Annotated in this window: 24 protein-coding genes and 2 tRNA genes; 9 read left to right on the top strand and 17 right to left on the bottom strand. The window is 65.5% G+C overall.

The annotated features are described in order from the left end of the window. The first annotated feature begins 14 nt into the window (after positions 1–14). Positions 15–764, top strand: a complete 750-nt coding sequence (locus tag OVA06_RS05920) for a DUF4166 domain-containing protein (protein WP_268156976.1) — start codon at positions 15–17, stop codon at positions 762–764. Between the two features lie 20 nt (positions 765–784). On the opposite strand, the gene OVA06_RS05915 is transcribed toward OVA06_RS05920, so the two are convergent. From OVA06_RS05915 to OVA06_RS05875, 9 genes are all read right to left on the bottom strand, one after another. Next, on the bottom strand, positions 785–1,849 hold the full coding sequence (locus tag OVA06_RS05915) for a hypothetical protein (protein WP_268156974.1): 1,065 nt from the start codon (positions 1,847–1,849) through the stop codon (positions 785–787). Beyond that, entirely contained in the window at positions 1,846–2,253 is a 408-nt protein-coding gene (locus OVA06_RS05910; RefSeq protein WP_056084961.1) for a chorismate mutase, read from the bottom strand. The genes OVA06_RS05915 and OVA06_RS05910 overlap by 4 nt, the downstream gene beginning before the upstream one ends. Positions 2,254–2,351: 98 nt before the next feature. Beyond that, entirely contained in the window at positions 2,352–4,067 is a 1,716-nt protein-coding gene (locus OVA06_RS05905) for an ABC transporter ATP-binding protein (protein ID WP_056084958.1), read from the bottom strand. Further along, the gene (locus OVA06_RS05900; RefSeq protein ID WP_056084955.1) at positions 4,064–5,089 is read right to left on the bottom strand and encodes an ABC transporter permease; all 1,026 of its coding nucleotides are present in this window, start codon (positions 5,087–5,089) and stop codon (positions 4,064–4,066) included. Before OVA06_RS05900 ends, OVA06_RS05905 begins: the two co-directional genes overlap by 4 nt. A 2-nt stretch (positions 5,090–5,091) precedes the next feature. Next, complete coding sequence (locus OVA06_RS05895) at positions 5,092–6,183, bottom strand: ABC transporter permease (RefSeq protein WP_056084952.1); 1,092 nt, start codon at positions 6,181–6,183, stop codon at positions 5,092–5,094. A 122-nt stretch (positions 6,184–6,305) separates the two neighbouring features. After that, complete coding sequence (locus OVA06_RS05890; protein ID WP_056084949.1) at positions 6,306–7,937, bottom strand: ABC transporter substrate-binding protein; 1,632 nt, start codon at positions 7,935–7,937, stop codon at positions 6,306–6,308. A 269-nt stretch (positions 7,938–8,206) separates the two neighbouring features. After that, positions 8,207–9,343 (bottom strand): tRNA 2-thiouridine(34) synthase MnmA, encoded by a 1,137-nt coding sequence (mnmA, locus tag OVA06_RS05885; RefSeq protein ID WP_082497507.1) that lies wholly within the window; start codon positions 9,341–9,343, stop codon positions 8,207–8,209. A 142-nt stretch (positions 9,344–9,485) separates the two neighbouring features. Next, entirely contained in the window at positions 9,486–10,709 is a 1,224-nt protein-coding gene (locus tag OVA06_RS05880; RefSeq protein WP_268156969.1) for a cysteine desulfurase family protein, read from the bottom strand. A gap of 9 nt (positions 10,710–10,718) precedes the next feature. Beyond that, positions 10,719–11,438, bottom strand: a complete 720-nt coding sequence (locus OVA06_RS05875) for a helix-turn-helix transcriptional regulator (protein ID WP_268156966.1) — start codon at positions 11,436–11,438, stop codon at positions 10,719–10,721. Positions 11,439–11,525: 87 nt separating this feature from the next. Here OVA06_RS05875 and OVA06_RS05870 point away from each other — a divergent pair, with 87 nt between their 5' ends. Beyond that, positions 11,526–11,984, top strand: coding sequence for a hypothetical protein (locus OVA06_RS05870; RefSeq protein WP_261619176.1), 459 nt, complete (start codon positions 11,526–11,528; stop codon positions 11,982–11,984). Here OVA06_RS05870 and OVA06_RS05865 read toward each other — a convergent pair. Next, on the bottom strand, positions 11,981–12,682 hold the full coding sequence (locus tag OVA06_RS05865) for a hypothetical protein (RefSeq protein WP_261619175.1): 702 nt from the start codon (positions 12,680–12,682) through the stop codon (positions 11,981–11,983). The two genes, OVA06_RS05870 and OVA06_RS05865, sit on opposite strands and share 4 nt — an antisense overlap. Positions 12,683–12,883: 201 nt before the next feature. On the opposite strand from OVA06_RS05865, the gene OVA06_RS05860 reads away from it, so the two are divergent. The 4 genes from OVA06_RS05860 to OVA06_RS05845 all read left to right on the top strand — a co-directional run bounded on the left by OVA06_RS05860 (position 12,884) and on the right by OVA06_RS05845 (position 15,979). After that, entirely contained in the window at positions 12,884–13,828 is a 945-nt protein-coding gene (locus OVA06_RS05860; protein ID WP_268156964.1) for a J domain-containing protein, read from the top strand. Between the two features lie 22 nt (positions 13,829–13,850). After that, on the top strand, positions 13,851–14,318 hold the full coding sequence (locus tag OVA06_RS05855) for a tRNA (cytidine(34)-2'-O)-methyltransferase (RefSeq protein ID WP_056085388.1): 468 nt from the start codon (positions 13,851–13,853) through the stop codon (positions 14,316–14,318). Between the two features lie 220 nt (positions 14,319–14,538). Beyond that, entirely contained in the window at positions 14,539–15,147 is a 609-nt protein-coding gene (locus tag OVA06_RS05850; protein WP_056084934.1) for a sigma-70 family RNA polymerase sigma factor, read from the top strand. Position 15,148: 1 nt separating this feature from the next. Beyond that, the gene (locus OVA06_RS05845; RefSeq protein ID WP_268156962.1) at positions 15,149–15,979 is read left to right on the top strand and encodes an anti-sigma factor; all 831 of its coding nucleotides are present in this window, start codon (positions 15,149–15,151) and stop codon (positions 15,977–15,979) included. A gap of 63 nt (positions 15,980–16,042) precedes the next feature. On the opposite strand, the gene OVA06_RS05840 is transcribed toward OVA06_RS05845, so the two are convergent. The 4 genes from OVA06_RS05840 to OVA06_RS05825 all read right to left on the bottom strand — a co-directional run bounded on the left by OVA06_RS05840 (position 16,043) and on the right by OVA06_RS05825 (position 20,519). Continuing rightward, entirely contained in the window at positions 16,043–16,822 is a 780-nt protein-coding gene (locus OVA06_RS05840; protein ID WP_056084931.1) for a PIG-L deacetylase family protein, read from the bottom strand. Between the two features lie 2 nt (positions 16,823–16,824). Beyond that, a complete protein-coding gene (locus tag OVA06_RS05835) occupies positions 16,825–17,775 on the bottom strand; it encodes an electron transfer flavoprotein subunit alpha/FixB family protein (protein WP_268156959.1) in 951 nt (316 codons plus the stop codon). Positions 17,776–17,788: 13 nt separating this feature from the next. Further along, positions 17,789–18,580 carry an electron transfer flavoprotein subunit beta/FixA family protein gene (locus OVA06_RS05830; protein WP_015937642.1) on the bottom strand — a complete coding sequence of 264 codons (792 nt, stop codon included), beginning with the start codon at positions 18,578–18,580 and terminating at the stop codon, positions 17,789–17,791. A gap of 271 nt (positions 18,581–18,851) precedes the next feature. Continuing rightward, the gene (locus OVA06_RS05825; protein WP_268156957.1) at positions 18,852–20,519 is read right to left on the bottom strand and encodes a S1C family serine protease; all 1,668 of its coding nucleotides are present in this window, start codon (positions 20,517–20,519) and stop codon (positions 18,852–18,854) included. Positions 20,520–20,829: 310 nt separating this feature from the next. Between OVA06_RS05825 and OVA06_RS05820 the strand changes: the two genes are divergently transcribed. The 3 genes from OVA06_RS05820 to OVA06_RS05810 all read left to right on the top strand — a co-directional run bounded on the left by OVA06_RS05820 (position 20,830) and on the right by OVA06_RS05810 (position 25,305). Then, positions 20,830–22,890 carry a TPM domain-containing protein gene (locus OVA06_RS05820; RefSeq protein ID WP_056085383.1) on the top strand — a complete coding sequence of 687 codons (2,061 nt, stop codon included), beginning with the start codon at positions 20,830–20,832 and terminating at the stop codon, positions 22,888–22,890. Between the two features lie 107 nt (positions 22,891–22,997). Next, positions 22,998–23,789: a PspA/IM30 family protein gene (locus OVA06_RS05815; protein ID WP_056084922.1), complete on the top strand. Its 792-nt coding sequence runs from the start codon at positions 22,998–23,000 to the stop codon at positions 23,787–23,789. A gap of 88 nt (positions 23,790–23,877) precedes the next feature. After that, the gene (locus tag OVA06_RS05810) at positions 23,878–25,305 is read left to right on the top strand and encodes a cryptochrome/photolyase family protein (RefSeq protein WP_268156953.1); all 1,428 of its coding nucleotides are present in this window, start codon (positions 23,878–23,880) and stop codon (positions 25,303–25,305) included. A gap of 22 nt (positions 25,306–25,327) precedes the next feature. Here OVA06_RS05810 and OVA06_RS05805 read toward each other — a convergent pair whose 3' ends face one another. The 3 genes from OVA06_RS05805 to OVA06_RS05795 all read right to left on the bottom strand — a co-directional run bounded on the left by OVA06_RS05805 (position 25,328) and on the right by OVA06_RS05795 (position 26,709). Next, positions 25,328–26,260, bottom strand: a complete 933-nt coding sequence (locus OVA06_RS05805; protein ID WP_268156950.1) for a cytochrome b/b6 domain-containing protein — start codon at positions 26,258–26,260, stop codon at positions 25,328–25,330. 140 nt (positions 26,261–26,400) lie between these two features. Next, a tRNA-Met gene (locus OVA06_RS05800) sits at positions 26,401–26,474 on the bottom strand. Between the two features lie 161 nt (positions 26,475–26,635). After that, positions 26,636–26,709: transfer RNA gene (locus OVA06_RS05795), tRNA-Met, on the bottom strand. Positions 26,710–26,855 lie beyond the last annotated feature (146 nt).

The raw sequence follows: 26,855 nt of genomic DNA, 5'->3' as shown, positions 1-26,855 counted from the left end.
AGCAGGAGGTCCCCTTGAACGCACCGATCTATCAGCAGGCCCTGGGCGCGGATTTTAGCCGGCTCCAGCCGGAACTCCAGGAGTACTTTTCGCTGGTGCCCGGCTCGGGGCGGTACGGCGTCGGTGAGGGAACGTTCGACGTCGTGGGCTGCCGCCAGTCCTGGCTGCGCCCACTCATGCGGCTTACCAGCAGCGAAGAGGCGTTCTTTCCGGAGTACGGCGAGAATGTCCCGTTCCGCATCGAGAACCACGCGCACCTCGATCCCTTCGGCCGTTCCAGCCTCACGGCACGGCGGGAGATCCGATTCCCGGGCCGCACCCGCATGTTCCAGGACACCACCAGCGTCAACCAGTGGAGCGAAGAACAGGAGCAGGGCAAAGGAAAAGGTCCGCGCGGCGGAAGCCACCTGGTGGACTACGTGGGACGGTACCGGCGGATGGTCACCGACCTGAACCTCAGGGTGACCCCGGAGGGCAGGCTGCGCGGCGTATCCGAGGCGTCCCGCCTCTTCCTGGGGCCGCTGCGCATTCCCCTGCCGTCTGCCCTGGACGCCAAGGCCTACGCCGAGCAATGGTGGGACCCGGCCGTAGGCCCCGCCGGCAGGCACCGCATCCAGGTCAAAGTCATCCAACCGCAGATCGGCCTGGTGCTGGTGTACGCCGGCAGCTTCGATTACCGGCTGCGGCCCTACACCGGCGGCAGCTCCGCCCAGAGTTTCCTGCCCCGCTACGCACAGCCTGACCGGTGGGAAAACCGAACCTGACCGTCCCGGCGCGGTCTGCCCTAGCCGAGGGCCTGCTGGTTCAGGCCGTCGGCCACCTTGGTGAGCTGGCCCAGGAGTTCCTGTGCCCGGGACGGGGTGACGGCGGCGAGCCCGGATGAGGGAGTGATCCGGACGCTGCTGATGGCCGCGGCAGGAAGCCCGAGCTGCCGCCACGGGCGCCAGACTGCGTCAACACAGTCAGCGGTCTTCGTCCGTGCACTGCCGGCAACGTCCAGCGCACCGATCCAGAGCCGCTTTCCCGCTTCAGCGGCACCCGCCAGCTGTTCCCACTGGCGGGTGGTCAGCGCCTTGAGCGGCACGGCGATACCGTCGGCCCCGGCCGCGAGGATCTGTTCGAAAGGCGCCTCCACCTCAGGTACCGCAACAACAGTTTCCACGGCGCCGGCAGCGCGTAATGAATCAAGGACCAGGCGCCACGAATCCCGGGCTTCGGAACCTGCCACCGCGCGGAGCGTCCGGTAGCCGCTGGCCGTGGGAATGGTGCCGGCCAGGACCGCAGCGATGTCCGGTTCGTCAAGCTGGACAACCAGCCGGGCTCCGGGCACGGCGGCCGCCACCCTGCCGAGGTACGTTCCCACGCCGGCAGCCAGCGACGCCGCGAGGTCCCTCCGGGCACCGTAGTCGATCAGGGCACGCTCACCGTTATGCAGGTGCAGTCCAGCAGCAAGGCTCATCGGGCCGACCAGTTGAACCTTGATTTCCGGGGCAGGGCTGTCTTCTGCGCCTGCGACATCGGCCAGGATATTGATGTCCGTGGACAACGCCGAGGCCGCGCGGCGGTAATCCTTGCCGGGCCGGTCCACCAGGCGCCAGCCGAAGGGCTGCACATCGACGGCCAGCTCTTCAAGGAGGGACGCGGTGCGCCCCAAGGCGTCGGACCCGACGCCGCGGGCCGGGAGCTCGGCGAGGAACGGCATGTGCGGGCTGCCGAGTTCGCCACGGATGATCCGCGCTGCTTCATAGGGGTCTTCACCCGGCCACTGCCCGAGTGCCGTGGCGGTCACTTCCGTGGGCAGGAGCTGTTCCGGCGCCGGAGCGGAAGCCCCCGGGTGTTGGGCGGTCACGCGCGCGTCGGCGCCTGCGCCTGCCGGCCGGTCGCCGCCTGGTGGTCCTCGGCAATGGCTTCGTGGTGCCGGATGACTTCGCCAATGATGAAGTTGAGGAACTTCTCGGCGAACGCAGGATCCAGGTGCGCGTCCTCCGCCAGCCTCCGAAGCCTCGCGATCTGCGCCGCTTCCCTCCCGGGATCGCCCGCAGGCAGGCGGTGGTTGGCTTTGAGGAATCCGACTTTCTGCGTTGCCTTGAACCGCTCCGCCAGCAGGTACACCAGCGTCGCATCGATGTTGTCAATACTGGAGCGGATTGACAGCAGTTCAGCCATCACCGACTGGTCGACCTGCCCGGCCAACGAACTGGCGGAGGGGTCAAAATCGTCGGAACCGGAAGAATGGAGGTTGTGCTGCGTCATGCATCCAGTCTATGGGCAGGCAGCGTAATGAAACGGCTGTGAAGCGCCGGTGCAGCGTCTGCCGCACCGGCGCTTCACACCGTGGCCGAACCCCGCTCCTAGAGGCCCAGCAATGCCCGGCTTTCCTCCCGCCGCCGGGCCTGCTCGTCAGGATCGGGAACGGGAAGCGATGCGATCAGGCGGCGGGTGTAGTCGTGTTGCGGGCTTCCCATGACCTGGCTGCCGATCCCCTGTTCCACCAGCTTTCCCTTGTACAGCACGCCCACCCACGTGGACAGGATGTCTACCACCGCAAGGTCGTGGCTGATGAACAGGCAGCCGAAACCGAACTCCTCCTGGATGTCCCGGAACAGCTCCAGGACCTTCGCCTGGACCGAGACGTCGAGGGCCGACGTCGGCTCGTCCGCAATCAGCAGCCGCGGGTTCAGGCTCAGCGCGCGCGCCAGCGACGCCCGCTGCCGCTGCCCGCCGGAGAGTTCATGCGGGTACCGTCCCGCATACGACGCCGGGAGCTGGACTGATTCGAGCAACTCGCCGACGCGTTTGCGCAGCTGCGCTTCGCTGGGCCGGGTGTGGATCACCATAGGCTCGGCGATGCAGTCCCCGATGGTCAGTTGCGGGTTGAAGGAAGCGGCCGGGTCCTGGAAGACGAAGCCGATGTCCTTGCGGAGCGGTTTGAAGGTCCTTTCCCGCAGGTCCAGCATCTCGTAGCCAAGGACCTTGAGGCTGCCGCCGGTGGTCCGGTTCAGGCCGGCGATGGCCCGCCCAATGGTGGTCTTGCCGGAGCCGGACTCCCCCACCAGCCCGAATACCTCACCCCTGGACAGGGTGAAACTGACGCCGTCCACTGCCTTGAATGCCGGTGTTCCCAGCCTTCCCGGGTATTCGATGGTGAGGTTTTTCGCCTCGACCAGCACCTCCTCTTCCTGGTGGCGCCGTTCCGTCAGCCCTTCCGACGCCGAGTTCCGGCCCAGGTGCGGCACTGCGGCCAGGAGCTGCCGGGTGTACTCCTGCTTGGGCTCAGCGAACAGCTTCCGCGCCGGGGCCTCTTCCACGATGTCGCCCCGGTACATCACCACCACCCTGTCGGCCAGGTCTGCCACCACACCCATGTTGTGGGTAATCAGGACGATCGAGGTGCCGTATTGGCCGCGCAGGTCGCGGAGCAGTTCCAGGATTTCCGCCTGGACGGTGACGTCGAGGGCTGTGGTGGGTTCATCAGCCACGATCAGTCCGGGGTTCAGTGCGAGGGCTGCTGCGATGACCACCCGCTGCTTCTGCCCGCCGGAGAACTGGTGCGGGTAGTAGTTCACCCGGTGTTCAGGATCCGGGATACCCACCTTGCGCAGGGCATCGATGGCCCGTTCCTTGGCTTCCTTGGCTGAGACCCGCTTGCCGCCGCCCTGTCCGGAGTGGGCGCGGATACCCTCTGCGATCTGCCAGCCGACAGTAAACACCGGATTCAGCGCCGTGGACGGTTCCTGGAACACCATTGCCACGTCCCGCCCGCGGATCTGGCGCAGGCGGGCAGGGCTGAGGCTGATGATGTTGGTGCCGTTGATGAGGACGGCGCCGGAGCTGGTGGCCGTTTCAGGTAGCAGGCCGAGGATGGTTTTGGCGGTGACGGTCTTGCCCGAGCCCGACTCCCCAACGATGGCCAGGACTTCACCGGCCTTGAGCTCCAGGCTCACATCCTTGACGGCATGAACGTCGCCGGAGTCGGTGGCGAAGGTGACCTGCAAATGGTCGATGCCAAGGACAGTCTTCGGTCCGGGGCCTCCGCTGCCCGATGGCGTATCCAGGTTTTCGGTCACGGGTTGCTCGATTCTGTGTCAGGTCCCGGGGCGGCGTTGGCGGCCGGAGAGGCGGCCGGGGCCTTGCGGTTCGCCCGTTTACGGCCGCGCAGGCGGGGATCGTTGAGGTCGTTGATGCTTTCACCCACCAGGGTCAGTCCCAGGACCACCCACACAATGGCGAGGCCCGGGAAGACTCCCGTCCACCAGATACCGGAGGTGGTGTCGGCAAGGGCCTTGCTCAGGTCGAAGCCCCATTCGGAGGCGGAGCTGGGTTCGATGCCGAAGCCGAGGAAACCCAGTGCGGCGAGGGTGAGGATCGCCTCGGACGCATTGAGCGTGAAGATCAGTGGCAGTGTCCGCGTTGCGTTCCGGTAAATGTGGCGGGTGATGATGCGCAGGTTCGAAGCACCCACCACCTTGGCGGACTCAACGAACGGTTCGGCTTTGAGCCGGATGGTCTCAGCCCTGATGACCCGGAAGTACTGCGGGATGAACACCACGGTGATGGATATGGCCGCTGCCATGACACCACCGAAGAGGCTGGACTGCCCCCCGCTGATCACGATGGCCATGACGATCGCCAGCAGCAGGGAAGGGAAGGCGTAGATGGCGTCCGCCACCACCACCAGGATCCGGTCAAGCCAGCCGCCGATGTAGCCGCTGACGAGGCCAAGGATGACTCCGGCGAAGATGGACAGCACAACGGCGATGATGATGACGAGCAGTGCCGTCTGGGTTCCCCACATCACGCGGGAGAGGACGTCGTAGCCACCCACGGTGGTGCCCAGCGGGTGCTTGCCGCCGGGTGGCTGCTGGGCGGGAAAGTTTCCGTCACCGTCAGACAGTTGGGCGAACCCGTACGGCGCGATGAACGGGGCAAGCAGTGCGGTCAGGAGAAAGACTGCCGTCAGGACGAGGCCCATGATGAGCATCCCGCGCTGCAGCCCCACGCTTTGGCGCACATGCGACACCACCGGGAGCCGAAGGAAGAAGGAGGCCCGCGGGTTGGCCACGGGTGCTGGAACTTCAGTTGTGGACATGGTCAGTACCTCACCCGCGGGTCGATCAGCGCGGCGACGACGTCCACGATGAAGTTGGTGGTGGCGACGATGACTGCCAGGAGCACCACGATGCCCTGGACGGCAACGTAGTCACGGGCCGTAAGATAGGTTGCCAGCTGGAAGCCCAGCCCCTTCCATTCGAAGGTCTTCTCGGTCAGGACTGCACCACCGAGCATCACGGCGATCTGCAATCCCATCACGGTGATGATCGGAATCAGCGCCGGTTTGTACGCGTGCTTGGTCACCAGCCTGAACTCGCTGACCCCGCGGGAACGGCCGGCCTCGACATAGTCCTTACCGAGCGTGCCGATGACGTTCGTGCGTACGAGGCGGAGGAAGATCCCTGCTGTCAGGAGGCCCAGGGCGATGGCCGGAAGCACAGCATGGGCCATGACGTCGCCCAGGGCAGCCATGTTCCCGCTGCGCAATGCGTCGAGCCAATAGATACCCGTGGGCGCCTGAAGCGAAGTCAGTGCCAGCTCGGTTGATGTCTTTGCCCGCCCGGCCACCGGCAGCCAGCCCAGCCAGACAGAGAACGTCAGCTTCAGCAGCAGTCCGGCGAAGAATACCGGGGTGGCGTAGCAGAGGATGGCGAAGATGCGCAGGACGGCGTCCGGAACGTGGTCCCTGCGGTGTGCCGCCAGCATGCCCAGCGGAATGCCGACGAGGAGCGCCACGATCAGGGCGTTGATGCTCAGTTCCAGGGTGGCGGACCCGTAGGTGCCGAGCATTTCGGTCACTTTGCGGTTGTCTGACAGTGTGGTCCCGAAATTGCCGGTCACCAGCTGTCCCAGATATTCGAAGTACTGCACCAGGATGGGCCGGTCGTAGCCGGCGGCGGTGATCCGCTGCTGCAGCTGGTCGGGCGGCAGCCTGCCACCCATTGCGGCGGTGATCGGGTCGCCTGTGATCCGCATGAGGAAGAACACCATGGTGACCAGGATGAGGATAGTGGGGAAAATCAGGAGGAAACGGATCAGGATGTACTGGCCAAGTCCCCCGCCGGACGACTTCTTCTTGGCCGGCAACAGGCCGTCGGAATCTTCCGGCGGCGCTTCAATCAATGTGGTCATCGGATTACCTAAAAACTAAAGCCCGCGCCATTGCTCCCCCACAGGACTGGCTGGAGGCGGCCAACGGGGCGGGATGCTGATGCATCCCGCCCCATCTCCCGCCGTGGGCAGAATTGGCCGGACTACTTGGAGATGACACCCAGGCGGGTCTTGAACGAAGCGTCCAGGGTGGTCTCCACGCCCTTGACGTCGGCACCGGCCACCAGGACCTGGGCACCCTGGAGCAAAGGCAGGGTGGAGAGGTCCTTGGCGACGGCGTCCTGGGTTTCGCCCAGGATCTTGACGCGCTCGTCCTTGTCCACCGTGGTCAGCTGCTTCTGGATCAGTGCCGCAACGTCGGCGTTGTCGTAGTGGTTCTTCAGGAAGTTACCCGGAACGAAGAACGGGGTGAGGTAATTGTCCGGATCGGAGTAATCGGGGAACCAGCCCAGCTGGTACACCGGGTAGGCATCGGCGGTGCGGTCCTTGGAGTAGGTGACCCACTCGGTGGACTGCAGGTTCACGGTAAACAGGCCGGACTTTTCAAGCTGTTCCTTGATCATGGCGTATTCGTCGCCCGAGGAGCTGCCGTAGTGGTCCGGGTTGTACTGCAGCTTGATGGTGACCGGACCGCTGATTCCTGCATCGGCGAAGACCTTCTTGGCCTTGTCCAGGCTCGGCTTTCCGCCATCTCCGTAGAGGTCCTTCAACGGCTGCTTTGCGCCGAGGAATCCTTCCGGGACCACGGAGTAGGCAGGCAGGTACGTACCCTTATAGACCTGGGTGGCGATGGCGTCGCGGTCCACAATGTTGGCCATTGCCTGGCGGACGGCCAGTGCCTTTGCGGGGTCGGCCTCGGGAGTCTTCGCACCGAACGGCATGGTGTCGAAGTTGAAGACGATGTACCGCAGCTCGCCACCGGGCCCCTTGTGGACCTTGACCTTGGAATCTTTCTCCAGGTCGGCGACGTCCGTGGCGGTCAGCGACCGGCCGGCAACATCGATGTTGCCCTGCTGGATATCGAGCTTGAGGTTATTGGCGTCGGCGTAGTACTTGATGTTTGCGCCGTCGTTGGCAGGCTTGCCGAGCAGTCCCTGGTAGTCAGGGTTCACGCTAAGGCTGATGAGCTCGTTCTTCTTGTAGCTGTCGATGCTGTAGGGACCGGCGAAGGGCTTGGCCTTGACGATCTCGTCGTCGCCCATGACTTTGTCCGCCGGGAAGACTTCCTCGTCGATGATGGGTCCCGAGTTTGAAGCCAGGACGCCCGGGAAGACCTGGTCGTTTGCGGCCTTGAGCTTGAACACAACGGTGGTGTCGTCAGTCGCCTCAACGGATTCCAGGTTGCTCAGCAGCGACGCGGGGCCGTTGGGGTCCGCGATCTTCACCACGCGGTCGATGGAGAACTTCACATCCGACGAAGTGAGGGCATGCCCGTTGGCGAATTTCAGGCCGGATTTGAGCTTGACCGTGTACTCGGTGGGGGCGGTAAAGGACGCTGATTCAGCGATGTCCGGCGAGGCGTCCGCACTTCCGGGCTTGGCGTTCAGCAGGAAGGGGTAGACCTGGTTCATCACCAGGAAGGAACCGGCGTCGTAAGAACCCGCGGGGTCGAGGGTGACCACTTTGTCAGTCGTCCCGAGGGTAATCGTGCTGCCTCCGCTGCCGTTTGTGGAGGTACCGCCGCCGCCCGACGGGCCCGTGCAGGCCGTCAGTGCGAGCGCGGAGATGCCTGCCAGCGCGATGGCGCCGTGCAGTGCTTTGTTGCTCTTGGTCATCTCTGAACTTTCTGTCCGATGAGTACCTGCGCGCCGGCCACGAAAAAGCGCATGAGCCCGGGCAGCGGCGCGCAGTGCTGATGGGTAGATTCAATCAGAGAGTCAGCACCCAGGAGCGCCAATCCTGTGAGTTGAGACACAAAATTTACCTTGGGCAACAGATGTTTTCCTCCGGCCCGCCGGTCAAGGGGCAGCACGGCTAAAGACGCCGCCCATATTGTGCCGGGCGGCGTCGTGAGGCGGGCGACTGCCCGGCCTGGGGAAATGTCCTAGAGCACTGCGCGCTGCAGCGAACGGGCGGCGTCAATGGTGGCCTGGCCGAGCACCCGGCTGCCCTGGTACAGGACAACCGTCTGACCTGGTGCGACACCACGCAGCGGGTCGGTCAGCGTGACCACAAGCCGAGCCGCGGCGTCCGCGGCGTCGGGATCCGCTTCCATCCGGGCACGCGCCGGCACGGGGTCCCCGTGGGCCCTGACCTGCGCATAGCAATCGAATTCTTCGCCGGTTTCCACTTCCTCGATGGGCAGTCCGGCCCAGGAGACTTTGATGCCCTGGATTTCGTCGATGGCCAGCAGCGCCTCGGGCCCCACCACAACTTTGTTTTCCTTGGGCCGGATCTCCAGCACGAAACGGGGCTTGCCGTCAGCGGCCGGGCGCCCGAGCTTCAGGCCGCGGCGCTGGCCTACCGTGAAGGCGTTGGCCCCGGGGTGCTCGCCAACCTTCGCGCCGGTTTCGTCCACGATGTCCCCGGTGGCCATGTCGATCTTTTCGGCGAGCCATCCGGCAGTGTCGCCATCGGGAATGAAGCAGATGTCGTGGCTGTCGGGCTTGTTGGCTACCGACAATCCCCGGCGCTCAGCCTCCGCACGGACCTCGGCCTTGGACGGCGTGTCTGCAAGGGGAAACATCGAGTGCTTGAGCTGCTCGTGGGTCAGGACGCCCAGAACATAGCTCTGGTCCTTGGCCCAGTCCGCTGCGCGGTGGAGCTCGCGGTTGCCGTGGGAGTCTTCGATGACTTTGGCGTAGTGGCCGGTGCAGACGGCGTCAAAGCCCAGGGCGATGGCCTTTTCGAGAAGCGCTGCGAACTTGATCCGTTCGTTGCAGCGCATGCAGGGGTTGGGGGTGCGGCCCGCGGCGTACTCGTCGATGAAGTCCTGGACCACATCTTCTTTGAAGCGCTCCGAGAAATCCCACACGTAGTAGGGAATGCCGAGCACGTCGCAAGCACGCCAGGCGTCCCGCGAGTCTTCAATGGTGCAGCAACCCCGGCTGCCCGTCCGCAGCGTACCGGGCATCCGGGACAGCGCCAGGTGGACGCCGACGACGTCGTGGCCTGCCTCGACGGCGCGGGCGGCTGCAACGGCGGAATCAACGCCGCCGCTCATGGCTGCTAAAACTCGCATGCTGGCTTTCTGGTGGGAGGTATTCGGCTCGTGGCCCGGGGCGGACCGCCGGCACGAGCCGGAAAACGATCCTCGCCTATCTATTCTACGGCCGGCCGCAAATCGCCGCCCTTGCCCGCCCGCGGCCGGCAGCGGCAAACGGTCAGCGTACGCTTCGGCGGGCCACCGTTGCGGCCGTCTGGATGGAGGACTCGTGGCCGGCCATCCCCGCCTGCCGCGCACGGGCGCAGGCATCCGGAAGCGCTGCCAGCAGGGCCTCCACGTCCGCCTCCGTGGACGCGTGGCCGAGGGTGAAGCGCTGCGCACCACGCGCGGTTTCCTCATCCAGCCCCATGGCCAGGAGGACATGCGAGGGGCGTGGCACCCCGGCGGTACAAGCAGAGCCGGTTGAGGACTCCACCCCGGCGAGATCCAGGAGGAACAACAGGGAATCGCCTTCACAACCCGGGAAGGTGAAATGGGCATTGCCGGGGAGCCGGCCATCGCCGGGCGCACCCCGGAGGACCGCTTCGGGCACCCGCTCCCGAACGCCGTCGATCAACCGGTCACGAAGAGCGGCGATCCGGCTGGACTCGGAGGCCAGGGCGGAGGTGGCTCCCTGGGCAGCAGCGGCAAAAGCGGCGATCGACGCCGTATCCAGGGTTCCCGAGCGGACATCGCGCTCCTGGCCCCCTCCATGCTGGACCGGGGTCAACTTGACTGCCCGGCCAAGGAGCAGCGCCCCCACGCCCACCGGCCCGCCGATTTTGTGGCCGGACACGGACATGGCGTCCAGTTCCGAGCCCTTGAAGTCCACCTCTACCGAGCCGAAGGCCTGGACGGCATCCGAATGGACAGGAACGCCGGCTGCGTGGGCCATCTCGACAATCCGCGAAACGGGCTGGATGGTCCCCACTTCGTTATTGGCCCACATCACGGTCACCAGGGCGATGGATCCGGGATCGCGCGCAAGCTCGGCGCCCAGGACGTCCAGGTCCACTACGCCGTCGCTGTCTACGGGCAGCCAGGTCACGTCGGCGTGTTCGTGCCGCTCCAGCCATTCCACAGTGTCCAGTACTGCGTGGTGCTCGACGGCGGAACAGAGGATCCGCCGGCGCGCCGGGTCCTCAGCCACGCGGGACCAGAACAGGCCCTTGACGGCGAGGTTGTCAGCCTCAGTACCGCCGGAGGTGAAGATGACTTCGGAGGGGTGGGCGCCGGCGGCGGCGGCCACCGATTCCCGGGCATCCTCGACGGTGCGGCGTGCCCGCCGCCCGGAGCCGTGCAGCGACGATGGGTTTCCGGTACGGGCCAATTCGCGCGTCAATGCGGCCAGCGCTTCAGCGGAAAGTGGGGTGGTGGCGGCGTGGTCGAGGTAGGCGGACACGCTGCAATTCTATCCCCGGGGCGTGACGGCCCCTGGCCGGAGGGTCTCCGCAGATGTCTCCGCGGCCGCGTCTGCATTGATCCTGGCGCAACATCCTCCCGGGACGGCGGCGGCAGCCACATCGTCCCCGCTGCCCCCGCAGGCCTGCGCGGCGCCACGCAGGAAGGCTCCGTTCATGACGCAGACCACGTCCCGGTACTCCCGTGACAGCCGGTGGAACGGGCAGTTTGGCAGCGTGTAGCCGCCACTCCCGTCCGGAACCGGCCGGTATCCCGTGGCCGTCAGGAAGTCCTCCAGCGAGGCGGCGCCGCCGGCCTGGTCGCGGCCCGCCGTAAAGGCTGCTTCCCGAAGCGCATCGCCCACCGTCTCCCCCGTGGTTTGCGCCCGCTCAATGGCCGCAGCAAGGACTTCTCCGGCAAGGTCATAGTTCCGCTCGGGAACCGAGGCCGTAACTTCATGGGCAGCGGGCCGGTACATCTTGGCCGGCCGGCCCGATCCGGGTCCGGTGCGCTCCGGCGGCTTGTGGAATTCCACGGACAGGAGGCCGTCCTGGACCAGCCGGTCGAGGTGGAACGAGGCGGTGCTCCTCGGTACACCGGCCGCGCCGGCTACTTCATCGCGTCCCAGCGCATGCGGGGCGGCTGCGACGAGTTCAAAAATCCGGAGCCGCTTGTCGTCGGCCAGCGAGGCGAGGGCCGCCACACGACGCGCCCAGGGAAGCCTACCCATTGTCCACCACTTCCATAGTCAAGATCTCTTGATTATAGACTCCCAACGTTTCTAAAATAGTGGAATCTACTTTTAGAAGGAGTTGCCATGAAAACTTCATCAGCCACCCGCCCCTATCACCTGACGGCCGTTGATCCGGCGCGGCAGGCCTTCCTGCTCCTGCGCACGGTGTTCACCGTTGCGCCCATCCTGTTCGGACTGGACAAGTTCACAAACGTGCTCACGGACTGGACCATCTACCTCGCCCCGCAGGCCACCGCCGTAGTGCCGCTCCAACCCCAGACCTTCATGTACGTGGTGGGTGTCGTGGAGGTTGTGGCGGGCATCGCCGTCGCAGTGCGCCCCCGCTTCGGATCCCTGCTGGTGGCCGCATGGCTGGCCGGCATCATCATCAACCTCCTCGTCCTGGGAAGTTTCTTCGACGTTGCCCTGCGGGATTTCGGCCTGCTGGTGGGTGCACTGGCCCTCAACCGCCTGGCGCAATGGAGCAGCGCCCAGCGGAACGGAGCGTCCCGGCAGGAGCAGACAGCGCCGCGGACCACCTAGTTGGACGGTGGCAGGACCGGCAGGAACTTTACGACGTCTCCACGTGCCGACCCCAAGGATGCGGTATCGGGGCAGGACACACTGACGTAGACCGAAGAACCTGCAGTAGCAAACAGCCGGGCCAGGATTGCCGTGGCCCGGCCGCCCTGCGGAACGGCGGGCTCCAGCGCCAGCACCTCGACGGTACGGGCGGGCGCGTCAGGATCGCCGCCCCACCGCAACTTCTCCGTCTTGAGGTACTCCGGGAGGATGGTGGGATCCAGGTACTTGAAGAGCGCCACTGTGGATTCGCGGTCGTCCCCCTTGGCCAACGCCGACTGGTTGGCCCGGACCTTCGCCGCCACCAGGCAACCGTCCGCCTTAAGATATTGGCTTTCACCGGCGACGTTGTCCTTGACCTGCTTCCACCCCGGGGCCTCCTTCAGGCCGTCCGCCAGCCCCACCGGAACACCGCGCGCCAGGATGCCGCCGGCGCTGAAGGGAAGGTCCTGCGCAGCCACAGCTTCAGCGTCATGGCCTGGAGTGATACTGGGGGTGGCCAGCACCGACGGACTCTGCACCGGTTCGGGAACGGACGGATCACGGACATCTACGCTGCACCCCGCCAGCAAAGTACCCACCACTGCGGCTCCGGCCGCGAGCGCCTGCAGCGGCACCCGCCGAGGCCTTACGCGCGCAGCCCTGTCCGCCGTCGGCATCTCCATCTCCACCCCAGTCAGTTCCCGGACGGCCGCTGCGGCCGTGCCCCAACGAGTCTAAACTCCAGGGCACCGGGAACCCGAGGCGCCCGGACAGACGTTGAAAGAACAGGGTCCGCGGCCGTCTCGCAAGGAAGGTCGCTGGCTAGACTGGGCAGGCCGGATTCCCGCGGGCCGGTGTATGGAGAAAAGGATGAGTGTTTGACTGAGGGCAACAGTTCCCACTACCAGGTCCTCAAGGTGGCCGTCACTGCCACCGACAAGGAAATCAAGCTGGCGTACCGTCGCGCTGCCCGCTCGGCCCATCCGGACCACGGCGGCGATGCCGCGATTTTCCGGCAGGTGACAGCAGCATATGAAACCCTCATCGATCCCCAGCGCCGCAAGGCGTACGACCGTTCCTATGCGGCAGGCTCCTTCCAGAACGGCTCAGCGGACAATGGTCCGCATTTTGACGCTCCGCCTGCTGGCAGCCGGGCCTCCGCCACTGTCCACCGCCAGCCCGGGACGCGCAACACCGCCGGAGACCCGCCCGTTTATGTGCCGCCCTACGACGACGGCGGCATGGTTCCGCTGATTCCCCTCGCCCAGGCCAGCCAGCAGGTCCACGGCATGCCGCGTAAACGGGGCATCTTCGGCGCCGAGGCCAGGATCCAGCGCGAGATGCGCACGGTACAGCTCCTCACCCGGCAGGTGCTGCCGGCCATCCCGGCCGCCAGGCTGATCAACGGCCTCCTGTCCCCCGCGGACAACAGCCACATCGATCACGCGGTCCTCTCCGGCTACCGGCTGGCGCTGGTGGGTTCCATGCTGCTTCCCAAGGGCGCCTACGCGTGGGACGGCCGGACGCTGAACCACGGCGGGCGCGCCATCGCACCACCGCAACTTGGGCAGGTGGTGCGCGCAATGCAGGATATCTTCCCGGAACTGAACGTGACGGGATGGACTGTGGTCCACAGCCCCGGTGGAAACTTGCACGAACCGGTGATTGACCAGCACCGGCGATCAGCGGGAGAACTTGAAACTGTCAGGATCGTCAACGCTGCGGGGCTGACCCGCGGGCTCAAGGAGTTCCTGTCCTCCGGCCCGGCCCCCAACACCGTGAATGTTCCGGTCCTTGCCCGCCTCCTGCGCGGAATGCACTGACTGCGGTAGCTAGGATGGGATGGTGTTCCGCATCCTCTTTCACGAACCCGAGATTCCCGGCAATACGGGCAACGCCATCCGGCTCGCAGCCATCACCGGTGCGGAACTGCACCTCGTGGAGCCGCTGGGCTTCGACTTTTCTGATGCGAAGCTCCGGCGGGCAGGCCTTGATTATCATGACCTCGCCGTCGTCACCGTTCATGCCACCCTTGAGGACGCGTGGCGCCACCTGCAGCCCGAACGCGTCTACGCCTTCACCTCCGATGGCACGGCCAGCTACACGGACATCGCCTACCAACCCGGCGACGTGCTGATGTTTGGCCGCGAATCCGACGGCCTGCCCGCCGAGGTGAAGACCGACCCGCACGTCACGGCAACGGTCCGGCTGCCCATGCTGCCCGCACTGCGCTCCCTCAACCTGGCCAACGCCGCCTCGATCGCCGTCTATGAGGCGTGGCGGCAGCAGGGGTTTGCCGGCGCCAAAGTCTAATCAGGCATCATCACCCCGCGTCGCGCCAGAGCCGGGTGCCTTCAGGAAATCCGCCAGGCGGCCCATCCATGCGCTCCGCAGCCCCGAATTACAGCTGGGAATCGTCGCACGCGTGATGGAGGAGGAGCAGGTGACACTTCTGGAGGCAGGGTCCAGACCCGCTCGGCATGTCAATGGCATTGCTAAAGATTCTCCGCCAGGAGACTTATGCTTGGAAGCAATGGAGACTCCCAAGGCGCCAAACAGCGAGGCTGTGGCAGCAGTAACAGATCCCCCGGCTGACTCCAGCCATCAACTGGCAGTCCTGCTGGAAGGGATAGCGCGCGGCGACCAGGCAGCGTTTGCCGAGTTCTACCGGCTCACGTCACGCAGGGTGTTTGGCATGGCGCGCAGGGTGCTGATCGATCCCGAACTCAGCGAAGACACCACCCAGGAGGTATTCCTGCAGGTGTGGCAGAACGCAGCAAAGTTCGATTCCTCGGCGGGGAGCCCGCTCTCCTGGCTGATGACTATTTCCCATCGGCGCGCCGTGGACCGGGTGAGATCGGCACAATCCTCCACCGACCGCGAAGCGAAATACGGAGCGAGCTCGCAGGACATCGAACATGACAGCGTTTCCGACGAGGTCAGCAGCAGGCTGGAAGCCGAAGCTGTGGTCCGCTGCCTGGAGACCTTGACCGAAACGCAGCAGGAGTCAGTACGCCTGGCCTATTACGGGGGCCTTACCTACCGGGAAGTCGCTGAACGGCTGAACGCTGCAGTACCAACCATTAAGTCCCGAATCCGCGACGGGCTGATCCGCTTGAAGACCTGTTTGGGGGTGAGTTGAGATGACAGACATGAACCAAGGACACCACGGCCGATCTTTCGGCGATACGGTTGCCGCGGACCTCGCATCAGGCAGGGCCGTGGATCTCGCGGAGCTTTATGCCCTGGACGCCGTGACGGACCACGAGCGGCGCGCCATCGACGAGTACGTCTTCTCCGCACCCGAGCCCGAGCGGCAGGCCTTCCTCGGCAGGGTCCGCCAGGCGCGGGAAACGCTGGCTGCCACCTTCCGCGTCGAGGAAGAACCCCCCGCAGATCTCTTTGAACGGATTGTCGCCCAGCTTCCGGCGCACGCAGTGGCCACCGAAGCCCCACCGGCAACAGTGCCCGCCGCGGCCGATGGCGATGAACTCGCCATGGCGCGCCAGCGCCGGGAAGACCGGCGCCGGCCTTCGGGAACACGCCGCTGGCTCGCGGGCGTTGCTGCTGCCGCGGCAATAGCCCTGGGCGGAGTCGGGTTGGGAGCCTACTTCGCAGACCAGAACGATCCCGTCAACCAGGTCGTCAGGGCATCGGATCTTCGCGAAGCGTCTGTGGACGTTACCGGCGGCGGTACGGCGACATTGCTCATTTCGCCCTCGGAAAACGCCGCAGTGGTGAAGATGAACGGCGTTCCGGCGCCCCCGGCGGGCAAGGTCTACCAGATGTGGCTCATTCCCAAGGACGGTTCAGCACCAGTTTCCCAGGGTTTGATGGACAAGGAAGCCCTGTCCAAGCCGGCTGTGGTTGAAGGTATTTCGTCAGCCGCAACGCTAGGAATCACCGTGGAGCCTGTGGGCGGTTCCCGCACCCCCACCCTGCCCACTGTCGCAGCGGCTCCGCTCGGAGCGTAGCCGGACCCTGAATGCAAAGAACACCCCGCCTCCCGAAGGAGGCGGGGTGTTCTGCTTTGGCGGCTAGAAGCCGGCGATGGTGCCTGGACCGTTCACGGCCACCACATGGAACGCCTCTGCGCTCTGGCCGGCCGGAAGCCCGGCCCGCTGGGCGTTGACGCTCATACCCTGCCTGACGGCTGCCTCCATGGCTGCCACATCGGGGTGCTGGCTCACGTGCACGTGAATGGCCTGAAGCTTCGCGTCCACGTGGCCGGTCACGTCCACAACATGGTTTTCGCGCTCTTCCGGGCCCGCATAGAGCCACAGCCACGGCAGCTTGTAGGCCTCGAGTCCCGCTTCAGCCAGTTCCGGGTAGGCGAAGGGGTTTTCGACCGCCGGGTAGACGGCGCGTGTCACGGCCTCCCCCACCGCCAGATGGTCCGGATGGCTTTTCTGGATGCGCTGCCAGTTACGTTCAGGGTGCATGGAAAGCACGACGTCGGGACGGATTTCGCGGATAAGCCGCACCACTCCCCGCATCACCTCGTGCGTCGGTTCGAGGTAGCCGTCGCGCTCGTGGAGGTAATGGATGTCGGTGACACCCACCAGTTCGGCGGCCCTTCGCTGCTCAGCGTCACGCATGGCGGTGATGTCTGCCCGGTGGGCCGGATCGAATCCCCCGGCGTCGCCGTCGGTCATGATGCAGTAGCTTACCTGCACCCCTGCTGCCGTCCAGGCGGCGATGGTCCCGGCAGCGCCGAAGTCGATGTCATCCGGGTGGGCCGCGAAACAGAGCACCCGCTCCACCCGGTGGATTTCCGGATTGAACGGGCTCTGGTCCTGCTGAATCAGTGCAGCCAAGGTCAGCCTTTGCGCTTCCTGATTTCCGCCGCTGCCTGGGGCAACACATCGAACACGTCGCCGATAATTCCGAAGTCCGCGATTTCGAAGACTGGCGACTCGGCGTCCTTGTTGACGGCCACGATGACCTTGGAGGTCTGCATCCCGGCTTTCTGCTGGATGGCCCCCGAGATGCCTGCTGAGATGTAAAGCTGCGGCGAAACGGTCTTGCCGGTCTGCCCCACCTGGGCGTCGTGGCTGATCCAGCCTGCGTCGGTAGCCGCACGCGATGCACCCACGGCAGCGCCCAGCGCGTCTGCCAGTTCCTCGACGGGGCCGAAGTCACCGTCCATTCCGCGGCCGCCGGCCACCACTACGCGTGCGTCCGTCAGGTCGGGGCGTCCGCTCGCCGCTTTCTGCTCGCGGGCCGTGATGCGGGCAGCGGGAACGGTTCCGGCCGAAACCTCCACAGTGACGGTTTCCGGTGCCGAGGCTGCTGCCGCCGGTTCCGGTACCACGTTGTTGGCCTTGATAGTCAGGACGGACACAGGGGTCTTGGCCTTGCAGGCGGTGGTGTAGGACCCCGCCAGGACCGACTTGTGGGCGGTTCCGTCGGCATCCACGGACACGACGTCTGTGATGACGCCGGCGTTGAGCCGGATGGCCAGGCGTGCCGCTACTTCCTTGCCTTCCGGCGAGTTATCCAGCAGGACGACGCCGGCTCCCGTGTTCTCTGCGGCGTTCGCCAGGAAGGCGGCCTTGGGGGCAACCAGGAAATCGTTCAGGTCCTGGGCAGAGGGCCGCAACACGGCCGCGGCGCCGTATTCGGCAAGGGAGGCGGCGACGGCGTCGGTGAGCTCACCGTTGACGGCGACGGCGGGCTCCCCCAGCGAGCGGGCCAGGGTGAGCAGCTCAAGGCTGCTCTTCTTCAGGGCTGCGCCCGGGTTGTCAATGAAAACGAGTACTTTTGCCATGTCTGTGATCCTCTTAGAGCAGCTTCTGGGCGGCCAGGAAGTCCACCAGCTTGATGCCGGCGTCGCCTTCGTCGGTGATGATGGTGCCGGCGGTCCGCGGCGGCCGTTCTTCGGCGCTGGTCACCGTGGTCCAGGAGCCGGCGAAGCCAACCTGGTCGGGGGAAACTCCGATGTCCGCGAGGGACAGCGTGGCGATGCTCTTGCGCTTTGCAGCGATGATTCCCTTGAAGTTGGGGTACCGGGGCTCGTTGATCTGGTCCGTCACGGACACGATGGCGGGCAGTGGCGCTTCCACGGTTTCCGAGGAAGTGTCCGCGTCGCGTCGCGCAGTCAGGCTGCCGCCGGCGACCTCCAGCGAGGAAGCAAAGGTCACCTGAGGGAGGCCAAGCCGTTCGGCCAGCTGTGCCGGCACCAGGGACGTCTCACCGTCAGTGGATGCCATGCCGGTGATGACCAGGTCCACTTGGCCGAGGTGCCGGATGGCTGCTGCGAGCGCGAGCGACGTTGCGGCCGCGTCGGAGCCTGCCAGGGCGTCGTCGGTGAGGTGGACGCCTTCGGTGGCACCCATCTGCAGGGACTTCTTGACGGCGTTGACTGCGCCGGAGGGGCCCATGCTCAAGGCGATGACCTGGTTGCCGGCCTTGCTGCCGCCGCGTGCCTCGGCGAGCTGCAGCGCCGCTTCGAGCGCGTACTCGTCCAGCTCTGACAGGATGCTTTCATCGCGGTCCGTAGTGTTGCCCTCCCCGTTGAGGTGGCGGTCGAACTGGGCGTCCGGTACATGCTTGACCAGGACGACAATCTTCAAAGTATCTTCCACTGTAGTGACAGCAGCCTTCCATGCTTGTGGACAGCCAGCCGGGTGAGGTCGTGGCCGCGGAGTGCCCGGCATGCGGGTAGGTCTAGCTAACCATATTGCGGCCGCCATGTGACGCCCGGTTAACCCCTGTGTCCGTGCGTTTCCCTGCGCGGACGCCCGCATCCGGAAACCCGGCGGCCGGGTGGTCCACCCGACGGCGGCGCCGCCCCCGAAGGTGCGGCGCCGCCGTCGTTATTGCCGGTTCACCGGTGTAGTTGCCCTAGCTGGCCGCGGTGCCAAGTTTGACGTCGAACGTCTGTTCCTGGCCGCCGCGCAGGACGGTGATCTTCACGGAAGAGCCTGCCGGCTGTTCGCGGACAGCGGCGGTCAGCTGGTTGGGCTCACCGATGGCGAGGTCGTTGAACTTGGTGATGACGTCACCCACCTTGATCCCTGCGTTGGCTGCGGGCGAGTTGGCTTCGACCGTGGCCACGTCTGCGCCGACGGAGAACTCGGAGGATGCTCCGGAGGTCGTCTTTGCCTTGACGCTGACCCCCAGCTGCCCGTGGGACGCCTTGCCGGTGTCGATGATCTCCTGGGCCACGCGCTTGGCGTTGTTGATCGGGATGCTGAAGCCAACACCGATGTTGCCGCTGGACGAGGATGAGGTGCCCGAGCCGGCGGAGGCGATGGCAACGTTCACGCCGATGATCTCACCCTTGCTGTTGACCAGTGCGCCGCCGGAGTTGCCCGGGTTGATGGCCGCGTCAGTCTGGATCACATTGATGGCGATGGATCCCTGGCTTGAATTCTGCTGGCTCTGGCCGCCGCCGGGAGGCGCGAACTGGAAGCCCTCGTCCCCGCCCTGGCTGTTGTCACCGCCTTCGGGCGCTGCCGATGAGGCCACGCTGATGGTGCGGTTGAGGGTTGAGACGATGCCGTCCGTCACGGTGCCGGTGAGTCCCAGCGGTGAACCGATGGCAATGGCGGTGTCGCCCACATTGAGCTTGGAAGAGTCGCCAAGGGTGGCAGGCGTGAGGCCGGATGTGTCATCCACCTTGATCACCGCAAGGTCTGACAACGGGTCGGTACCCACCAGCTTGGCGGGAACCACCTTGCCGCCACTGGTGCGGATTTCCAGGTTGGCATTGGCGGACTGGCCGTCCAGGGTCACCACGTGGGTGTTGGTAAGGATGTGGCCCTGGTCGTCAAGGACGATGCCCGAGCCGGTTCCGCCGGAACTCCCGCTGGTGGCGCTGATGGTGACCACGCTCGGCGAAGCCTTTACGGCTGCCGCGGTGATCTCATTGACGCTGTCCTGGTTATTGACGATCACGGTGCCTGGCTGGCTGTTGCTGCTGGCCGTAGTGGAGGTTCCCGTGCTGCCGAACAGCTCGCCGGAACCCACCGTGGCAACGCCTCCGCCGACGAGGCCGGCAGCAAGGATGCTGGCCACCAGGGTCCCGACGCCGAACGTCGCCTTGCGCCGCGGAGCATCCTTGGCGTTGGGGGCAAGTCCTACGCCGCCGGCCGGCGCCCCGTGGGCAGTTCCGGCAGCGGGCTGGCCGTAGTGGTGCGCGTTCCCGTCGTGCTGGGTCTGCTGGTGTTGCGGATTCTGCCCGTAATAGGCCGACTGGCCGTAGAAGGGCTGGCGCTGCGGGTACTCGGGGTGCTGGCCCCGCGGAATTTCCCGGGTGGGGTTGTCCGTGGCATGCCGGTCAAACTGTTCCGTGGGGTACTGGCGCCCTTGGTCAACTCCCCCGGTGTTCGCGTGGGTAGGAGTATTGCCGTCCGCGCCCTGGTTTCCTGCTTCATCCGGACCGGCACCCGCACTGTCCGCATGCCGAGCGTCCGTGGGACCGTCTCCCGGCATGGTGGGCTGCTGCCAGGGGTTCCGGCTGGTGGACCGGTCCTCGGGGCCGTGTCCGGAACTTTGGTTCTCAGTCATGGGACTTCCTTTCATCCTCGTCTGCATTAACTATGTACCCCGTCGCTGGAACAAGTTCGGATGTTTGCTGGGAGCTTGCTGAACGCGGCTGGCGCCTGATCACCAGCTATCACCTCCCTTGGAAGCCGCCCTGCCCCCAACGTTTCGCTGGTGGCATATTCAGCTCAATGGACGGCCTGTGGGGTGCACCATAGAATCAAGATGAAATGCCACAGCGACCTGCGGCTTCACACCAAGCGTGGGGGCGCTGCTGGATTTCGTGACGACTGATTCGTCCGGAATCGGTGTCAGGCGTGCTGAAGGGTTGCACATGCGGTCAAAGTTCAAACGTATTCTCGCCGTCGTTGGCCTTACCGGCCTGCTTGCGGTGCCCGCCGGCGCGGCCTGGGCCGAAGATCCGGTCAGCCTGGATCCCCAGAGCAAGATCGTCGACTCAGCCGGAGTGCTGGGCGCAGACAAGTCCAAGGTCGAAGCTGCCATCAAGAAGCTTGGTACCGACCACGCCACCGTGCTGCATGTCGTCACCGTGAAGAAGTTCGAAAACCCCACGGATCGCGAAGCCTGGACTGACGAAGTAGCGCAGAAGGCGAACCTGGGGCCGAATGCCCTGATACTTGCGATTGCCACCGACCCCAGTGTCAGGCAGTACACACTGAACAAGGGCGGCAGCAAGTTCACCACCGCCCAAATCGACAACATCAAGTCGACAGCCATCGGGCCGCAGCTCGCCAACGACAACTACGCGCAGGCGGCAATCAACGCGGCATCGGCGATCGGCGACGCCGCGGGCGGCGGCAGCGGCAAGCTCCCGTCCGAAGGCGGCGCCGGTGCCGCGGTGCTCGTGGGCACAGGCGTTGTGGCCGCCGGCGGTGCCGGCGCCTACCTGTACTTCCGAAACCGCCGCAAGAAGGCAGCCGGTCAGGCTTCGAGCGCCAGCTACGGCCCCCAGGGTGGCGAGGTGGACCCGCTGGCTTCCCTCACGGTCGAGGAGCTGCGCCGCAAGAGCGGGTCGCTGCTGATCGAAGCTGATGACGCCATCAAGTCCAGCGAGCAGGAACTCATGTTCGCCCAGGCTCAATACGGCGACTCCGCCGTTGGCAACTTCACCAAGGCCCTAGACGAAGCCAAAGCCCACATGACCGAGTCGTTCAAGCTCCAGCAACAGCTCGACGACCACATCCCGGACACTGAAGAGCAGCAGCGGACATGGCTGGGCGAGATCATCCGCCGGTCAGAGGCCGCGTTGGCCTCCCTGCAGGAGCAGAAGGCAGACTTCGACTCGCTGCGGGAACTCGAAAAGAATGCGCCCCAGGCCCTGGCCGCCGTCAATGCCGGAGCACGCGACGCCGACGCGAAGATTACCAACGCCGAGGCATCGCTCACCACACTGCGCGCCAAGTACGCCGACAGTGCCCTGGCCCAGGTGTCCGACAACATCCTCCAGGCCAAGGAACGCCTCGCCTTCGTCAAGAACGCCAGTACCGCCGCACAGCAGAAACTCGACGAGGGCGAAGCAAGCCTCGCCGCCGTGGCCGTACGCGCTGCCGAGGAAAGCCTCCACCAGACGAATGTCCTGATGGATGCCATCTCCAAGCTCTCGTCCAGCCTGGACGAGGCCCGGAACAGCCTTGAGGCCGCGGTGGTGGACACCTCCCAGGACCTGGCCCAGGCCCGGGCCATGATCCAATCCGGCGCCCATCCCGAGCTTGCCGGCCCGGTAGCAGGCGTCGAGGCTGCCCTTGCCCAGGTCAAAGCCGAAATCCAGGGTGGCAAGATCGACCCCATTGCCACGCTGCAGCGGGTTGAGACTGCCCATCAGTCCCTTGACCAGTCGCTGACCGGAATCCGCGACCAGCAGGAGCAGGCGCGCCGGGCCCAGGCCTCGCTGCAGCAGACCATCATGTCCGCCCAGGCGCAGATCAGCGCCACCTCGGACTACATCACGGCCCGCCGAGGCGGCGTCGGCACTGAGGCACGGACCCGTTTGGCGGAATCACAGCGGAACCTGGACTACGCGCTCTCCATCGCACGGACCGATCCCGTCACAGCCCTCACCTACGCACAGCAGGCACATGCCCTTGCCGCGCAGGCAGCCCAGTTGGCGCAGGCGGACGTGGACCACTTTGACGGCTACGCCAACCAGGGGTACGGCCGTGGCGGCATGTTCGGCGGCGGCGGCGGAGGCGGCGGCCTGGGTGGCGCCATCTTGGGCGGCATCCTGATCAACTCCATCCTCAACGGCGGCGGCGGTGGCGGTTGGGGCGGCGGCCACGGCGACGGCGGTGGCGGTTTCGGCGGAGACTCCGGCGGCTTCGGCGGCGACATGGGCGGCGGCTGGGGCGGCGACTCCGGCGGCGGAGGCGACTTCTGATCACCACAAGCTAGGCGCCCGCCGGAATGCCGGCGGGCGGATAGGCGCAATACACCACTGTTCACCGGCAGCAGTGGCCACAACAGAGCAGGACGAAAGGTAACACCATGGTTAAGCAGTCCATTTTCGGCCGCATCGCTCAGCTGGCGAAGGCAAACATCAACTCCTTGCTGGACAACGCTGAGGATCCGCAGAAGATGCTGGACCAGATGGTCCGGGACTACACCAACAACATCGCCGAGGCTGAGTCAGCCGTGGCACAGACCATCGGCAACCTCCGCATGCTCGAAGACGACTACAACGAGGATGTCCGCAATGCCCACGACTGGGGCAACAAGGCCCTGGCAGCCTCCCGCAAGGCCGATGAGTTCCGCAGCAGCGGCGATGTGACGGACGCCGAGAAGTTCGACAACCTGGCCAAGGTGGCCCTGCAGCGCCAGATGGCTGCCGAAAGCGAGGCCAAGGGCGCGGAGCCCAGCATCGCCTCGCAGCGCGAAGTGGTCGACAAGCTCAAGACCGGCCTCGACCAGATGAAGGGCAAGCTCAACCAGCTCACCAGCAAGCGCAACGAACTGGTGGCCCGGTCCAAGACCGCGGCCGCACAGTCGCAGGTCCACGACGCCATCAAGAGCATCGACATCATGGATCCCACCAGCGAGGTGGGACGCTTCGAAGAGAAAATCCGCCGCGAAGAGGCCAAGGTCCGCGGCCAGCAGGAACTCGCTGCATCGAGTCTCGATGCACAGTTCAACCAGCTGGAAGACCTTGGTGAGCAGGTGGAGATCGAGGCCCGCCTGGCCGCACTGAAGTCCGGCGGCAAGAGCACCCAGGCCATCGGTTCGGGCAATTCGGCCGCTTCCGCATCCCATGTGGATGAGGCGGATTTCGACAAGCTCTGAGCCTGCGAACGCAGGTAATTGCCAACGCTGAGGGGCCGGGACGGAAAGTCCCGGCCCTTTGCCGTTCCCCGGTGTGTAGCGTGGTGGCATGGCTTCCACAGATCTGACGTCACTCGTATGGCTGCGCGACGACCTTCGCCTTGACGACAACCCTGCCCTGTCCGAAGCTGCCCACCTCGGTGCACCGATGACCGTGGTCTATGTACTGGACGAGGAGTCGCCCGGCGTTCGGGCGCTCGGCAGGGCAAGCCGGTGGTGGCTCCACCACTCACTGGCGGCACTGGGCGCCGACCTGGAAGCCAAGGGTTCGCGGCTGGTGCTGCGCCGCGGCAAGGCTGCCGATGTCATCACTTCGTTGGCTACGCAAACGCATGCGGGCCACCTCTTCTGGAACCGCCGCTACGGCGGACCGGAACGCGATATCGACGCCGGCCTGAAGGAATGGGCTGCCAGGAACGGCATCGAAGCCTCCAGTTTCCAGGCCAACCTGCTCTTCGAGCCCTGGACCATCAGGACCGGCGCCGGCGGCCCGTACAAGGTCTACTCACCGTTTTGGCGCGCCTGCCTGGCAGCCGGCGACATCAGGGATCCTTTCGACGCTCCTCAAGACCTTCCCGAACCCGCTTCCTCCGGCCCGGGCCTCCCGTCAAGCGACTCCCTGAGCAGTTGGAAGCTGCTGCCCACCTCGCCCGACTGGAGCGGAGGACTGGCCGAAACGTGGGTGCCCGGCGAAAAGGGCGCGGTAGACCGCCTTACTGACTTCCTGGATGGTCCCATCGAGGACTACGGGACCGGAAGGAACATCCCCGGCACTGAAGGAACCAGCCGGTTGTCTCCGTACCTCCGGTTCGGTGAAGTCAGTCCGTTCCGGGTATGGCGTGAGATCCGTCGCCGCCATCCGCGGCAGGTTCCTGCCGACGTCGGCATCTTCCGCTCGGAACTCGGCTGGCGCGAATTCAACTGGCACCTGCTCTACCACAATCCGGAACTGGCCACCCGCAGCTTCCGGCCGGACTTTGAGAAGTTCGAATGGGGATCCCTAAGCCGGAAGGAACTGGCTGCGTGGCAACAGGGCCAGACCGGCTACCCGCTGGTTGACGCCGGCATGCGGCAGCTCTGGCAGACCGGGTGGATGCACAACCGCGTCCGCATGGCAGCGGCATCCTTCCTGGTCAAGAACCTCCTGACCGACTGGAGGGTGGGCGAACAATGGTTCTGGGACACCCTGGTGGACGCCGACGCCGCAAACAATCCCGCCAACTGGCAATGGGTGGCCGGCTCGGGCGCAGATGCCTCCCCCTATTACCGCATCTTCAATCCGGTGACCCAAAGCAAGAAGTTCGACGCCGGCGGCGACTACCTGCGCCGCTTCATTCCGGAGATCGCCGGCCTTGAGGGCAAAGCGGTCCACGAACCATGGACGGCGGAGTTGGACGGCTACCCCCAGCCCCTGGTGGAGCTCCCGGAGTCGCGGGAGCGGGCACTGGATGCCTACCAGAAGCTCAAGGACTCCTGACCGCCTGCACGGGCCGGCAGGGTCAGCGGCTGACCTTACCCATCAGTGAGGCGACGGGGCGCAGGAAAAGCGGGCGGGCGAGGAACCAGGCGCCAACCATGACTGCCACGGAAGCGGCGAAGACCCAGAAGCCGAACCAGCCGTCATCGTCACGCACACCGTACATGTGGTTGAGGTTCCGCAACGCCCCCGTGGCGAAGACCAGGAACACGTGCACCACCACGAAGGCCACGAAGTAGATCATCACCGGGAAGTGCACTGCACGGGCCCACTCGATGGGGTAGGCCTTGTTCAGGCCGGCAGCCTTCTTGGGCCACGCACCGGACATGCGCAGCCCGGTGATGAACGCCAGCGGTGCGGCGATGAAGACGGTGATGAAGTACGTGAGCAGCTGGAGCGCGTTGTAGTTGACCCAGCCGTTCTCGGTGGGCCAATTCAGCGAGGCGTACTGGAGCGCGGCCGAAAGGGCGTTCGGGAAGACATCCCAGCTGGTGGGGACAATCCGCATCCATTGGCCCGTGGCAAACAGGAGAACAGCGAACACCAGCCCGTTGAGGATCCACAGGGCGTCCAGGGTGAGGTGGAACCACAGCTCAAGGCTGATCTTCGTTGGCGCGTTCCTGGTACGGATCAGGCCCTTGTTGTTGCGGTTCCAGTGCGCGCTCGGGCGGGTGGTGGTCCGTACCTGCCAGCCCGTTCGGATAATCAGCAGCAGGAAGAAGGCGTTGAGGAAGTGCTGCCACGCCAGCCACGCAGGGAAGCCCTGCGGGGCCGAGTCCGGCAGCTCCGAATGCCCCGGGTAGTCAGCCACGAAGGAAGCCACGGCGGGAAGGCCCACCAGCCATCGGGCAGCGAGGACCACCAGTACCAGCGCCACGAGGACGGCCGGGACGCCCCAGTAGAGTCGGGACCGCTTACCCGTGGCGGTGCCGGGCTTCTTCGTGGGTGTGGACATCGAACTACATTCCTCTCGAGAATGACTGGCCAGGTGCTCGCAGCACGCAAGCCCTGCGAACGAGAATACTAGGAACTACCCTCATCCACGGAAAAAGAAGACCCCGTCCGGCTGGTATGCCGAACGGGGTCTTTCCATAGTTGCGGGGACAGGATTTGAACCTGTGACCTCTGGGTTATGAGCCCAGCGAGCTACCGAACTGCTCCACCCCGCGTCGCTTGATCAACACTACCCTATCTTTTCGGCCGCCGTGACCACTGGGCCCGAAGCACCTTCCAGCCACGCGGCGGGGGCGTGCCGTGGCACCGCCAACGGCACGCGCAGGGGCACAAAAAAGACCCGGACACTGTTTCCAGTGTCCGGGTCTTTTACCAGTTGCGGGGACAGGATTTGAACCTGTGACCTCTGGGTTATGAGCCCAGCGAGCTACCGAACTGCTCCACCCCGCGTCGCAAGAACTACTTTACCGGGAGGTGAACGCCAGGCCAAATCGACGGAGCGTGACGTCCGTTACGCAAGCGGCACCCGCTTCCCGGAGGAAGCGGATGCCGCGTTACGTCGTCGTACTTTCGTTCAGGTCCTGTGCGCCCGGGGG

The organism is Pseudarthrobacter sp. SL88, from assembly GCF_026672455.1.
Lineage (GTDB): Bacteria > Actinomycetota > Actinomycetes > Actinomycetales > Micrococcaceae > Arthrobacter.
The sequence above is the reverse complement of the archived record's forward strand: the minus strand, read 5'-3'. Positions and strand labels throughout refer to the sequence as shown.